General features: G+C 56.5%; 9 protein-coding genes. 2 read left to right on the plus strand and 7 right to left on the minus strand.

What is annotated here, in order from left to right; all coding sequences use genetic code 11:
• Positions 1-66 precede the first annotated feature (66 nt).
• Both BBD41_RS05570 and BBD41_RS05575 read right to left on the minus strand, forming a co-directional pair.
• Positions 67-606 (minus strand): GNAT family N-acetyltransferase, encoded by a 540-nt coding sequence (locus BBD41_RS05570; protein WP_099476945.1) that lies wholly within the window; start codon positions 604-606, stop codon positions 67-69.
• A gap of 12 nt (positions 607-618) precedes the next feature.
• The gene (locus BBD41_RS05575; protein ID WP_077565122.1) at positions 619-1,260 is read right to left on the minus strand and encodes a TetR/AcrR family transcriptional regulator; all 642 of its coding nucleotides are present in this window, start codon (positions 1,258-1,260) and stop codon (positions 619-621) included.
• 228 nt (positions 1,261-1,488) lie between these two features.
• Between BBD41_RS05575 and BBD41_RS05580 the strand changes: the two genes are divergently transcribed.
• On the plus strand, positions 1,489-1,965 hold the full coding sequence (locus BBD41_RS05580; RefSeq protein ID WP_099476947.1) for a L,D-transpeptidase: 477 nt from the start codon (positions 1,489-1,491) through the stop codon (positions 1,963-1,965).
• Positions 1,966-2,067: 102 nt separating this feature from the next.
• Here the strand turns inward: BBD41_RS05580 and BBD41_RS05585 are convergent, their stop codons facing one another.
• The gene (locus tag BBD41_RS05585) at positions 2,068-2,451 is read right to left on the minus strand and encodes a VOC family protein (protein ID WP_077565120.1); all 384 of its coding nucleotides are present in this window, start codon (positions 2,449-2,451) and stop codon (positions 2,068-2,070) included.
• 113 nt (positions 2,452-2,564) lie between these two features.
• Between BBD41_RS05585 and BBD41_RS29955 the strand changes: the two genes are divergently transcribed.
• Positions 2,565-2,726 carry a hypothetical protein gene (locus tag BBD41_RS29955; protein WP_007129525.1) on the plus strand — a complete coding sequence of 54 codons (162 nt, stop codon included), beginning with the start codon at positions 2,565-2,567 and terminating at the stop codon, positions 2,724-2,726.
• Between the two features lie 213 nt (positions 2,727-2,939).
• On the opposite strand, the gene BBD41_RS05590 is transcribed toward BBD41_RS29955, so the two are convergent.
• From BBD41_RS05590 to BBD41_RS05605, 4 genes are read right to left on the minus strand one after another with little or no spacing between them, the layout of a single operon-like run.
• On the minus strand, positions 2,940-5,678 hold the full coding sequence (locus BBD41_RS05590) for an alpha-mannosidase (protein ID WP_099476949.1): 2,739 nt from the start codon (positions 5,676-5,678) through the stop codon (positions 2,940-2,942).
• Positions 5,679-5,703: 25 nt separating this feature from the next.
• Positions 5,704-8,841, minus strand: a complete 3,138-nt coding sequence (locus tag BBD41_RS05595) for an alpha-amylase family protein (RefSeq protein ID WP_099476950.1) — start codon at positions 8,839-8,841, stop codon at positions 5,704-5,706.
• Positions 8,838-10,157 (minus strand): glycoside hydrolase family 125 protein, encoded by a 1,320-nt coding sequence (locus tag BBD41_RS05600; protein ID WP_099476952.1) that lies wholly within the window; start codon positions 10,155-10,157, stop codon positions 8,838-8,840. The genes BBD41_RS05595 and BBD41_RS05600 overlap by 4 nt, the downstream gene beginning before the upstream one ends.
• 38 nt (positions 10,158-10,195) lie before the next feature.
• Positions 10,196-13,534: an alpha-mannosidase gene (locus tag BBD41_RS05605; protein ID WP_099476953.1), complete on the minus strand. Its 3,339-nt coding sequence runs from the start codon at positions 13,532-13,534 to the stop codon at positions 10,196-10,198.
• Positions 13,535-13,538: the final 4 nt, after the last annotated feature.

Raw genomic sequence — 13,538 nt, forward strand, 5'->3', positions numbered from 1 at the left:
TTCGTTCTCCTGTTCCTCCATAATTTTTAACGCCTGCCTTTACCTTATTATGGAAGATGGTCAAAATCAACCTTTCTTGACATATTCATTTTGCAAAATCCCCATATAGATGACGTCATGCAAGCTCCCGCCCCGGAACAGGCTCTGTCTTGCGCTGCCTTCACGCGTGAAGCCAACTTTCTCGTATAACCGAATTGCCCGTTGGTTAAACGAGAATACGCGCAACCCCAGCCGGTGCAGATTCATTTCAAGGAAGGCATAATCCAGCAGGAGCCGCATCGCTTCCGCGCCGTACCCCTGCCCCCAGCAGTCTTTGTCCCCGATGTCGAGTATGCATTCCGCGTTGCGGTTCTTGAGGTCGATATGGATAAGGGACATGATGCCGATCGGCTTGCCCGACTCCTTCAGCAGGAGCAGATAGCTTTTCGACGAGGCTGAGCCCAGGATGACATGCTGCATAAAATCTCTGGTCTCCTCCATCGTATACGTGTCCAGGAAAGGGCTAGTCGATTGCATGACCTCCAAATCGTTTCTCCATGCATGATACTGCTCTGCATCCTCCATGGTCATTTTCCGGCAAACCAAACGTTCGGATTGGAATAACATCTCTTCACTCTCCTATAGATAATGGGGATGACCGTCCGTACGCGAGGGATTCAGCATTAGCTTGAGCGTGTTCCGGAACGCATCCAGCTGCCGCTCCGCCCGGGTAGCATCGGGTCCAAGCTGATACGTATCCAGCATCAGTCCGTTAAGAAACGAGAGGGTATACCCCGCAATGGTCCGGGCGTCCTGCAAAGGCTGAAACTCCTCCCGCTCCTCCCCGGCCCGAATCACCCGGCTGATGGCATCGACGGCATTCTTGTAACGCTGCTGGATATACGGATAATGCTGTTTGTTCCTCACATAGGCGGAGGAGAGAAAGAACTCCGCTCTCGCCCGTACCAGCGAATGCTGTAGCTTCATCAGATCCTGCTCGATCTCGCGCAGCCACTTCATGAGCGTCTCCCACACCGGGGACTGCAGTTCCGGCCCAGTCCACTGAAACAGCTCTTCATCGTCATAACGCAGCACTTCCATGAAGACATGCTCCAGATTGTCAAAATAAGCATACAACGCACCGCGCGATATGCCGGCCTCATCCATAATGTCCTGCATGACGGCATGGGCGAAGCCTTTCCGGATAAAGACGCGTCTTGCGGCAGCCGCGATCTCCCGCTTCTTCGTTTCTTTGTACTCGTCGCTAACCCTCGGGCACATGGGCATTTCATCTCCATTTTTCCAAAATAGACATTAATGTCGTTATTAGCATTCATTATAAACGACATGCATGTCGTTTTCAATCAGAAAACAGGGCCATTCTTTGAAAACGGCTTGTTCTATGAATGCCACCCGACAAATCCGTCAACATTCGCGAAATGCTGCATATATATGGGGGAGAGCGAAAAGAGGTGATGTAACATCATAAGGGGGATCTACCGCGTACTCGTGTTTGCGCTTCTGCTGATCTTTCTTCTCCCTTCTGGGGCCCACGCCGCTTCGGGACAGAAGCTGGACAGCAAATACACCCGGTATGCGCAGTTCATCGTCATTGACAAATCCAGCAACAAGCTAATGTATTACGAAAAAGGCAAGCTGATTAAGTCGTTTTCTGTAGCCACAGGAAAAAAGCCTTCCTATACGCCGGAAGGCCTGTTCAAGATTCACGAGAAGGTGAAGAACCGCCCCTATTACAAGGAACGCATCAAGGGCGGCGATCCGCGGAATCCGCTTGGGGCCCGCTGGCTCGGCATTAATGTAAAAATAAACGGAAAAGCCAGCTATGCATACGCCATCCATGGAACGAATAACCCCGGCTCCATAGGCAAGTACGTCTCCGCAGGCTGCATCCGCATGCATAATAAAGACGTCATCTGGCTTTATGACCGGGTTAAGATGAGCACGCCCGTCCTCATTCAAAAATAATACCGTTTTTACCCCAAAGCCGGACGTGACCTGGGTCGCGTACGGCTTTTTAAGTAGGCTAAGGCTGCTGCTATCCTGCCCGCTTCGCATTCCAGACTGGTCCTAGGATCCGTATTCGGCGCCAAATTCGATGATATTCCGGTCCGGGTCCAATACGAAGATTTGAGCAAAACCTGCTACGCTGTCGGGGCTAGCCACATATTCAACGCCCATCCGGTCAAGCCATGCCTTCGTTTCGCTGTAGCTCTTCACCCAGATCGAAAAATGACCGTCCGTCGTATCGATCCCCCGTTCCCGCAGCGTGTCGCTGATCGGATGCTCCAGCAAATGCAGCTGCTGATCGCCAACCTCATACCATATTCCCTTAGACTGAAACGGCGGTCGCGGAATTTCCCGGAACTTCAGGATATCCGAGTAGAATGCCCTTGCCTTGTCCAAATCCCTGACCGCCAAGCTGACATGATGAATTCGCTCGAATTGAATCATGAATGATATCCCCTCCTTGCAGTTGTGCATTTGATTGTATGATTGTTCATTGTACAGGAAAACTTATATAACGTTAATGACCCGCAAAGGAATTACAGAGGAGGAGCGAGTAGATGGATATACACACGAATGAATATAAAATCGCTGCGTTAAACGGAAACGAAGGCACCTTGAAGGCGATTGAAGATGCGGAAACGAAAATTGCGGAGCTCACCGGCAAGGAGATTACGCTGATCGCCTACGAGAAAAAGCAGGACGGCAGCGAACAGCAGTAGACTCATTTTCTATGAAGGAACAAGCTGAACCATAAGTGCTTGGAGAAATCCGTCCCGATGAACAAATAAGGAGTTGCCCCTTAATCCAGGTTGACGAGACTGGTAAGGGACAGCTCCTTTATTCATGTGCGGCAAGGCCGATCTCCTGCATTCGCAAACAGGCCTTGCCCTTACAATGAATGCATCGCTTCTTGCTCTGCAATGAACTCTTGCTTAGCGGGCGGTCTTAATGCCCAAAGTGACGATTTCATAAGGCTTGACCGTCATGGAATAGCTTCCGTCTTCGCTGAAGGCTTGAACATCGCCCTCATCCTCCAGAATCGTACTCTTATAGACGCCTTCGCAAGCCAGCTCACATTGCAGCCCAAGCTCAGCTTGCGTACCGGCCATATTGAACCAGCGCAGCATCAGATCGCCCGTCCGTTCGCTGATCTTCATCGATGAGAAGGCCAGCTCGCGGTCGCTGCGGCTACAGCCCAGCGGCGCGTATGTCGCCGGAATCGATCCTTCATGAATGCCGGTCTGTGCGGCCGTCCAAGGCACCTGGAACTGGTATGCTTCGGCGTAGGCGCCGGAGCCGATGCCATCGCCCTGATGCGGGATGACCTCCATGCGAACGGTGAACTCGCCGATGCACTGGGCTTCCGGCGTAGGGAAGTAGCCCCAGTCGCCGAGCTCGCCTACGGAACGAAGCAGCGTCACCGCAATCGTGTTGCGACCGTCGCGCAGCACCTCGTATTCATTCAAGCCCTGGTTCGCCACGGTAAGCCCGGCCTCCGAAGTGCTTACATCGACAAATGCCTGCTGATGTGCCGTATTGCTCGGATTGGTCCATTCCTCAGCCGGCACATTGCTGCGCTCGGCAACCTCGAACATCGAGTCAACGAAATGGGTCTTCGTCTCTAGATCGGTCGGGAACAGGGCGCGAACGCGATGATCCTTCGCCCGGTTATCGAGGGTCGCCTCGATCTCGACCCCGCGGCCGCTCTTGTTCAAAGCAACGACGGTACGAATCTTCATCGGAACCGTCTCGGCAACCCGCTGTGCCTTGCGCTGCGGGTAGTATACGAGCTCGATCTGCTCCGCTTCCAATCTGCTGTCGGCCGATGCCGGAACTTCCCAGTCGTGCACAATCTCGATCGCGGCCCGGTACGGAGTATCCTCCACCACCCGGATTTGCGCGGGAAGGCCTTTCGTCGTAAGTGCAGCTTCGCCGTTCGGCTGCTTGTACATGTATTCGTTGCCGATGTCCCCGGTATCCTCGTAAACGCCGAGGTCGCGGTACACCTGCCCGCCCTTTTTATCGGTCAAGGTAAAGGATCCGTCTGCAGCAATTTCAACCTTCAGCCATGCGTTCTCCAATACGTTTGCTCCGCTGATCAGCGAAGCTCCCTCCGGAGCGGCTGCGTCGCTCTTGACCCAAGCGTACGTAGCAAAGCCCACGGCCGGTACTTCACTTGCCTCGAAGGTCAATCTGACTCTGCGCGCCATGTACGGCTGACGGAACCGGTCGTCCGGCAGATCGTAGCCGAACTGCACACCGAGATCCTCTACCGTGCAAGGCAATGCCTCGCCCTTGTCATTAACGAGCACGCGGCCCGACAGATCCAGCTCTTTCATCCGGCGGCTCGTTTCTGCAAGCGTGAAGCCCTCGCGGAAATAGAGGCGCTTCGCATCAAGCTCGAGCGTAACCGTGCCGCTGCGGCTCCAGCCGGTCGTATTCCATACGACCAGCGGCAGCGCATCCTCGCCATACTGCGTGAAAGCCGATGTATCCACCGAATCCGCAATCACGCGTACGCTGTCCGCCACGATCGATTCCGCTACGTGACGGCTCTTCTCAAATCGCGTCACCATTTCGCGGTGAACCTCGTCCACGCTGCAGCCGCAGATGCTGTCATGCGGATGATTCTGCATCAGCGTCTTCCATGCATACGTGAACAGATGATGCGGGTACTCCTGGCCGAGCATGCTTGCATGGGAAGCAAGCGGCTCCGCCACCTTCTCAAGCAAAGTTTGTCCCTGCTGGTTCATTTGCTTCAGGTAGACGCGCGCCGAGGCGGTGTTGACCAGGGTGCCCCAGCCGTCCGTCCGCTGACTGCGCAGCTCGCCCTTCACGGAGGACAGATCCTCAGGCAGCTTGCCCCGCAATGCCTTCAAATAATCGTTGAAGTTCGAATGGATGAACTCCGTGTCCGGATACAGCTTTCTTGCCGTGCGGATCGCTTCCGCGAGATCGCGCTGGATCGGCTGATGGTCGCACCCGTTCATGTAGAGCAGCTCCGGCGTCGATGCATATTTCTCGGCATCTGCCAGCTTACGGTCCCAGAATTTGCGGGCTTCCTCTTCATCGACGGGAACCTCGTTTCCGTTGCTGTACCAGTTCGCGAACAGAATGCCCAGCACCTTGGAGCCGTCCGGGCTCTCCCACATTAATTCCGAAAATGAGGACTCATAGCCGCCGTCGGAGACGGTGTTATTGAAGCCAGTCGGCTTCACGCCGCGTCCGAAAAAGGCATTGTCGATCCCGGATTGACGCATCAGCTGCGGGATTTGTCCCGTCAGCCCGAACGTATCCGGGAAGTATCCGATTTTCGCCACGGAGCCGTAGCGTGCCGCATCCTGGTGCCCGATCTGCATGTTCCGCACGTTGGCTTCGCTGCTTGTCAGGAACGCATCCTGCAAAATATACCAAGGGCCGATGATGATGCGGCCGTCCGCGATCAGCTTCAGCAGCTGCTCCTTCTTCTCGGGTCTAACCTGCAGATAGTCCTCGATGATGATGGTCTGTCCGTCAAGGAAGAAGCTGCGGTACTCGGAATCCTTCTCCATCGTCTCCAGCAGGCTGTCCATCAGCTGGATCAGCCGGACATGATGCTTTTCATACGGTAGATACCACTCTCGATCCCAATGCGTATGTGAAATGATATGTGCTTTTCTCGATTGTTCCATCTCTCGCGTGTCCCCCTTGTTACCGCTAGGATACGGTAATTTCAACTTCACGTTCCCGATATACTGCCAGCAGCGCGCCGGCTGCATCGACCGCGAACAATACCGATCGATCCGCCTCAAGCGTAAAGGAATAGCCCCGTCCGGTCGCCGGATCCATCACTTCAACCGGAACGTCCCACGACTGCTCCGATCCGAATACGAAGAGCGCACCTTTATCAAAGGATAGCTTTCGGCCATAAACGCCGGACCACTCGCCGCCCTGCTTCCATACCAGTCCCGTATCCGGACCGGACAGCTCCAGCGCATAGCGGTACAGCTCAACGAGCGTATCGGTTCGGTCATTCAGTTCAACCGGCAGCGGACACCAAAGGAGTCGTCCCTGTCCGAGCTTCACTTCCTGCACCGGATATCCGGCAGCCGAACCTGAAGCGCTGCCCGCAATGCCTGCGGCCGGCACTTCCTTCGCCAGCTCCGCAATCTTCCGGTGGCCGTAGGATACGGCCATCAGCCGGTCACCGATGCGGACGCTTTCCTCGCGGCGGACGTTGGCCAGCTCACGTACGCCGAGCTCGTCGGCTAGACGGTTCACGGGATGCCAATATGCGTCCAGCCCGATCGGTCCCGTTACCAGAAGCGTCGCTCCCGTACTGTTAACGATGTCGATCAGCTCGTCGAAAGCCCGGTCGTCCACATTATGGGCGCTTGGCAGAATGATCAGCTTCACCGGCTGATCCCGCAGGGAGCTAAGATCATATTCGCCGACGGCGCGGAACGGCGCGTTCAGCTCATAAGCCAGTGCCCGCGTCGCCTTGGTCGTTGCCTCGAAGGCCAGCTTGCGGTTCGAAAAATCATTCGAGTACGGGAATACCACGGCGGTCTCCTCCAGCTTCCGTCCGGTAAACAGATCCCGGATTCCGGCCATGAACGCTCCGAAGTCATAGGAGACGTCCGCCTCCGGCTTCTCCGTGCCGTCAGCGCGCAGCGCCCCGATATGGGATTCATTCGCATTATCCATATAGAAGTTCGTATTCCAGATCCAGTGGATCGCCCCCGCACCTCCCGTGGAGAATGCGTATGCGTATTTACGCTCAAGCAGGTTCCGCAGCTCGGCTTCGCTCCGCTTCGCCCGGCCGTCAGGGGTCTCCACATACATAATGCCCGTTTCCTGAATCAGATTGGGTTTATCCGGCGTTTTGGCAAAAATGCCGTCCCAAATCAAATAATCGTTCAGCCACCAGGAATGGACGGTCGTGTAATCCACCGCTTCCGCATAGAAGAACGGGGATGGCCGCTGTGCGCCGAGGGCCTCGTCCTGCCCCACGGTCACCATATGGTTCGGGCACACATCCTTGATCGTCAAATACAGCTCCTTGGCCCAGCGGTTGTGCATCTCCATGGAGAACAGCACATAATCGAGCCAGCGGGTGCCCTTCTTGCCCTGGTGCATATCCTGCACATCGAAGTTGATCTCCTCGGGCTCCGGCACAGCTGCCGCCTCGAATGAAGGCAGCTGCTCCGGCGTCATATTCCAGCGCTCCTGAAGCCGCTCGATCGAGCCGTGGCGCGTCTTCAGCCATTCGGCAAAGGCCAGCCGCTCATACGAATCCCGTGCGGAGCGCGGCCCATCCGAGAAGATGCGCGGCGGATCGAACATGGACGGCTCGTTGATCAAGTCCCAGTCCACGTTTTTCGTATCCTTGTGTCTTGACACAATCGAGCGGATAAACCGTTTCTGCGCTTCAACGCTGCGCGGGTCCAAATATGGATTCGTGCCTTCCCACGTCTCCGGCGTAAAGGAGAAGAAGGTAAAGGTTACCTGCAAATCATGCTTTTTCGCCGTCATCAGAAATGCATCGATCGAGCGAAGCACCTCTTCGGATGCATGTCCGTCGACCTGCATCACGTTCCGGTAGGCCGTCCAGATGCCGGTACGGATCCAGTTGATGCCGGCCTTTCTCATCTGCGCCATATCCCGGTCCCAGACGTCGGTATTCGGAAGGAACAGGAATTTCCGCGCCACATCGGAGGTCATATAGGTCATGCCCACCACAGGCAGCGGACGTCCGTCCTTGATAAAATAATCCCGGTTGCAGCTGACCGGCGTTCCTGCTTGAAGCAGCTCCGCATCCGCTCCCCAGAAGCCCTGTTTCAGCCTCCGCACTTCACCGTCCGGACCTTGGGCTTCACATACGACACGGTATGCACCCGGTTTGATATCAAGCGGAACGGAAATCCGCTCCACCTGGAACTGGCCGTTTACGCCCGCTTGAAGGTCCCGGGTCCAGCGCAAACCTTCCTCTTGCTCATGCATGACCGTTATGCGGAGCGTCCACTCCTGCGGCTCGGCGATAGGCAGGGCGCGTCCCAGTCTCTGCGTCTGCAGCGTAAGGACGGGGCGCTCGCCGGCTTCATACGAAGCGTAGTTCGGTTTGATCCACAGCTCGGTCACCCCGGCAGCCGTGAATGCAGCCCAGCGTCGTACCTCCTCTCCCCCGCCCTCTTCCCAGAAGCGAGGGGAGAGGGGCTGGTTCACCAGAAGCCAGCGGCCGCCGGCATACGGGCCGCCCACATGCTCCCACAGCACCGCAGGAGCGGCAACATCGCGGTCCTCGGACGTCATTCCCTTAAGCAGCGCATAAATGCGGGTGTCCATCGGGCCTGCCGAACCCATTTGATGCGGAAGGTCGCTGCTCTTGGTTACGTGCGGAACCAGGTTCCACGTATCTGCTACCTGCAGCAGCTCCCGGCTGTTCTCCATCAATGGAATCTCGTCGCTAGCTTCCAAGCGGACCACGCGCCCGCAATCAACCGGCAGCGCCTCATGGATGTGCAGCTGCTGATGATAGGCCGTCTGCTCATGTTCGACGATCCAGCGGCCGTCCTCGAAACGCACCGGCCGCTTGAAAGGCGCGCCCCCGATGCTTACGAGACCGCCTCCGTTCCGGAGGAAATCCAGGATGGAGCGCCATGCGGATTTCGGAAAATACGGAGCGTGCAGGTTGACCAGGCTTGCCCCCGGTCCCGCTGCAGACAACGCCTCCGCAAGCTCATCGGCACGGCACACGAGGCCGAACGATTCCAGAACTGCGGCAGAAGCCGGCAGCCCGGCGGCAGAAGCCGCCGGAAATGCCGGATCATACAATACAATCAGACGCCCGCTCATAGAATCCCCGCCTTCATCGCCTGATAGACCAGCTGCGAGAAGAGGCTGTTGGACCAGGCGAACCATGATCGAGTGAACTCCGACGGATTATCGGCATGGAAGCCTTCGTGCATGAAGCCCGTATCGGCATCCGTCGCTTCAAGAAGCGCGATCATCTCCAGCTTCTCTTCAGCGGTCTGTGCCGTCAGCCCCTGCATCGATAATGCCATATGCCAGATGTAGCCCGGCGGCGTGTGCGGACTGCCGATGCCTTTGGCCGCGGTGCCCTCGTAATAGAACGGGTTTTCTTTGCTAAGCGCGAACCGGCGGGTGTTCTGATAGATCGGATCATCCGCCGTAACGTATCCAAGATACGGAATCGACATCAGGCCCGGCGTTCCCGCATCGTCCATGAGGCAGTAATTGCCGAATCCGTCGGTTTCGTACGCGTAGATCGGCCCAAATTCAGGATGACGGTAAATCCCGTACAGCTGAATGCCATGGTCTACGTCGGCTTCAAGACGCTTCAGCTCGTCCAGCAGCGCCATATCCCGGAACACCCACTCGGCGAACTCCTGCATTTGGCGCAGGGCAACGACCGCGAACATATTGCCCGGAATATTGTAGTGGAAATCGCATGCGTCATCGCTGGAGCGGAAGCCGGACCAGATCATGCCCGTATAATTGACCGGCATGCCGAGACCATCGTTGCGAAGGGAATCCGTTGGGATCCCGTTGTTGCGGGTAAACCGGTACGGAGACTTTTCGAAATGGCGCTGCTCGGTTTTGAACAGCTCCACGATTTTCAGCATTGCGGATTTAAAGTTCGCGTCGAACACGTCCGTAAGTCCCGTTTCCTTCCAGTATAGATAGGCCAGACGGACGGAGAAGCAAAGCGAGTCGATCTCGAACTTCCGCTCCCACACCCATGGCGACATGTCGGTTACGTCTGTCGTGTTCCAGTGCCAATCGTTGGCCGACTCATTAAAGGCATTCGCGTAAGGATCGATATGAATATATTGAAAATGGCGTTTGATCAGCCCGCTCAATATACGCTGCAGCTGCTGATCTTCCTTCGCAAACGGGATATAGTGGACGACCTGCTCCACCGAATCGCGCAGCCACATCGCAGGGATATCGCCGGTGATGACGAAGGTCGTACCGTCGTCCATCAGCTTCGTGGTCGTCTCCAGCGTGTTCGGGAAGCAGTTCTTGAAAAGGCGCAGCAGCTTCGGACGGTGCGCCAGCTTCTCCTCGGCTTCCTCTAGCACGGCCTGGATCGATGCCGGCAGCTCGAGTGGCGGCATCGGGATTTTGGGGAGTCTGAATTGTTCCATGTTGTTCTGGCTCCTTTACGTTCAGTAATGTGTCGTTTCTAGTTCTTCGTTGTTAACTTGATCGTTCGGATCTCGTACGGCTTAAATGCAAGCGTTAAGCTGCCGGCTTCGCAAACGATCGGTTCAAGCTCCTCTTCGAGCGCATTGGAAAGGTATGCCGCTTCATAAGCGTGAGGCCATCCAAGCCTCACTTCCTCCCGGCCACCGGCCGATTCGTAGAGGCGGAGAATATAGCCGCTGCCGTCCTCCGCCGGCTTAACCGTATCCAGCACGACATGCAAGCTGTCCAGCTCGATCCATGAATGAACCGGGGCAAGCGTTCCTTTCTTCGGACTCGTCTTCACGCAAGGAAGCTCATGATTCAGTTCGGCAGCCTTGCGTACAACTCCTGCCTGTCTCCAATCGCCTTCATGCGGATACAGCGAATAAGTGAATACATGCTCGCCGAGATCGGCTGTCTGGTCCGGCCATTTCGGCGCTCTCAGGAGCGACAGCCGAATGGTGCTGTCCTGGATGTCGTAGCCGTACTTGCAGTCATTGATCAGGCTGACGCCGTATCCATGCTCGGATACGTCCGCAAAGCGGTGGCCGCACACCTCGTATTGGGCCTGTTCCCAGCTCGTATTGCGGTGGGTCGGACGTTCGATCGTGCCGAACGGAATTTCATAGGTCGCCTTGTCGGCCACGACGTCGATCGGGAAGCTTACCTTAAGCAGCTTGTGCGATTCGTTCCAGCTGACATGCGTCTGAAAATCGATCCGCTTGTCATGGTGATACAGGATCATGTCCTGCGTGATGACCGATTTATGGATGCGCCAGCTGAAGCGCAGCACGTCCTGAACGGCGCCTTGATGCGCCAGCTGCTTTCCGATCAGTTCGGCGTCGCCGGCCGGCTGCTCCTCATAGCGGGTATCGATATCCCACGCATCCCACAGCGTCGGACGGTCATGGAAGAAGTGGAAGCGGTTTGCCGCCTCGCCCGGCTTCACGATTTCACGCTGCGCCTCCTTGTCCCATAGGCTCGTGATTTCGCCGCGGTCATTGAACCGGATCCGGTAATATTTCGTCTCCCAAACGTCGCCAAGCTGAATCTGCCCGATCGCAAGCGCCGAACCCGCATCTCCATCCTTCAGTTCATGGATCCGTTCATGGTTCAGATCGTTATCTCGTCCAGTGTTCCGGTTGCCGTTCAGATCGTTTGTCTGATCATCGTTCCGGTTGTCGTTCGAATCGTCGACCAGTTCATCATTCCGTTTATCGTTCAGTTCTTCGTTCCGTCCATCGTTCGATTCATCGTGCCGTCCATCGATCAGGCTATCGCCTGGTTCGTTAGCGCCGGTAGCCTTGAGCCAAATCGTTGTGTATCCAAGGCCCGGAATGGCAGGAACGTAAACATACATCGTCTTCGGCTCCGCGCCCGGCTCCCCGGAGATGATATCGTAAAGAAGCGGCGTTCCGTCCGCTTCATGCGGCGCATGTCCGGCAAGCGCCTCATCCTCCGTCAAGGATATGACGGCATCCCGGGTCCATCCGAGCCCGTTAAATACAACATAAGGGATGCCTTCCCCATCGGTATCGATCTGTTCCGCTACCGCCTTCACAGCTGTATGAAGGCTCGTCTGCCCAAGCTTGAATACCTCTTTGTATTCCTTCTCCGACGTGACATACGATTCCGTTATCGCCGACCCCGGGATAATGTCGTGGAACTGGTTCAGCAGAATCAGCTTCCAGCCTTCATGCAATGCGCGGAGCATGCCCTTGCGCTCGCCGGGATCCAGAGCAGGGAATGCCATGGAGCCCCACAGCTCGGCCTCCCGGTACAGAATTTCGGCTTTCCGGTTATGCCGCTTGTTGCGGGCATGCGTCGTGTACGTACCGCGATGGAGCTCAAGATAGAGATCACCCCGCCATTTCGGGAGCTTCGGCTGCCCCTTTTCGATACCGTCGAAAAATTGTGCTGCCGTGCTGTATTTGCTGGCAGGCTGCCCGACCATCAGGTCGGCTCGATGAATATTCTCCAGCATCTCGCGGGTGACGCCGCCACCGCCGTCGCCATGCCCGTAGAGCAGCATCTGTTCGGGATGAACGGCCTTCTGGCGGTAGGACTGCCAATGATCGTGCACGTCCTTCGGCAGCGTGTTCTCGTTCACGCCGTGATTCAGATAGGACAGCATCGGCGTTCCGTCAATGCCGACCCAGTGGAACAGGTCATACGGGAAAACGTTCGTATCATTCCAGCCGAGCTTCGTTGTCATGAAGTAACGGATGCCGCCATGCTTCAAAATCTGAGGCAAGGAGGCGCAGTAACCGAACGTGTCCGGGAGCCATTCGATATGCGAGCGTCTGCCGAACTCCTCCTGGTAAAAGAGCTGGCCGTACAGCATCTGCCGCATCAGCGACTCCCCGCTCGGAATGTTGAGATCGGGCTCGACCCACATTCCGCCGACAAGCTCCCAGCGTCCTTCCTTAATTCTTGCCTTCACCCGCTCGTACAGCTCGGGATCATGGTCCTTCAGGAACTGATAGAGCAGCGGCTGGCTCTGGGCGTAGCGATACTCCGGGTATTCGTTCATGAGCGCATCGACCGTCGAGAACGTCCGGCTTGTCTTGCGCACCGTTTCGCGGACCGGCCACAGCCAGGCGATATCGATGTGCGACTGGCCGACCATATGCTCGGTGCCTTCACTGTTGCCTCCGATCCGCTTGACTCTTTGGACAAGCTCCTGCTCCAGCCCGGTTACCGCGGCACCTTCTCGGATTGAGCCTTCATCCATGCTGACGAAGGCGTCCATAGCGGCATGCAGCGCTTCCATAAGCCGGATGCGCCGCATATCGGACTCCGGCAGCAGCCTGAGCGAATCTCTCACGATGATAACGGTGTACATCAAGCTTTGGACCGGCCGGTTCACCTTTACGAGCTGGCTTGAGACGCGCGTAATCGGCGGCTGGATAACCGCCTGCTGATTCAGCGGGTCAACCGGCTCCGGAATCGGATCGTACAGCTCGATTTCGAGCTCCATCCGCGTGCCCGTCCGCTCGGGATCCAGGGTGACGAATGTATGATTGCGGTCCAACCCGTGATAGGACGCTCCATTTACGCGCAGCAGGCCCTCACCGCCGGACTCGAATATAAGCCCCACCGTTCCCGCTTCCTCCAGCCACTCCTTCGGCAGCTCCAGTCTGCGGCGGAAGAAATACGTCGTTCCCTGCTTGCTCGGAAACCGATTGAAGTCCTCGCCTTCCGTGTAAGGCGCCGAATTCTCGTACACCCCCGGCACCACGTAGGTGGACCGGGTGATGCTCCAATCTCTTAATGAAACGGATTCCAGCCATTGCCGCTCCGACAATTCGCGAATAAATCGTCTGATTCTCTCCATGGGC

Source organism: Paenibacillus ihbetae (genome assembly GCF_002741055.1).
Classification (GTDB): Bacteria; Bacillota; Bacilli; order Paenibacillales; family Paenibacillaceae; genus Paenibacillus_AQ; species Paenibacillus_AQ ihbetae.

What these genes read in the sequence shown, in the direction of transcription:
- BBD41_RS05590 (WP_099476949.1), bottom strand. Translation starts at nt 5,678, where the DNA reads ATGGAACAATCGAGAAAAGCACATATCATTTCACATACGCATTGGGAT.
- BBD41_RS05595 (WP_099476950.1), bottom strand. Translation starts at nt 8,841, where the DNA reads ATGAGCGGGCGTCTGATTGTATTGTATGATCCGGCATTTCCGGCGGCT.
- BBD41_RS05585 (WP_077565120.1), bottom strand. Translation starts at nt 2,451, where the DNA reads ATGATTCAATTCGAGCGAATTCATCATGTCAGCTTGGCGGTCAGGGAT.
- BBD41_RS05570 (WP_099476945.1), bottom strand. Translation starts at nt 606, where the DNA reads ATGTTATTCCAATCCGAACGTTTGGTTTGCCGGAAAATGACCATGGAG.
- BBD41_RS29955 (WP_007129525.1), top strand. Translation starts at nt 2,565, where the DNA reads ATGGATATACACACGAATGAATATAAAATCGCTGCGTTAAACGGAAAC.
- BBD41_RS05600 (WP_099476952.1), bottom strand. Translation starts at nt 10,157, where the DNA reads ATGGAACAATTCAGACTCCCCAAAATCCCGATGCCGCCACTCGAGCTG.
- BBD41_RS05575 (WP_077565122.1), bottom strand. Translation starts at nt 1,260, where the DNA reads ATGTGCCCGAGGGTTAGCGACGAGTACAAAGAAACGAAGAAGCGGGAG.
- BBD41_RS05605 (WP_099476953.1), bottom strand. Translation starts at nt 13,534, where the DNA reads ATGGAGAGAATCAGACGATTTATTCGCGAATTGTCGGAGCGGCAATGG.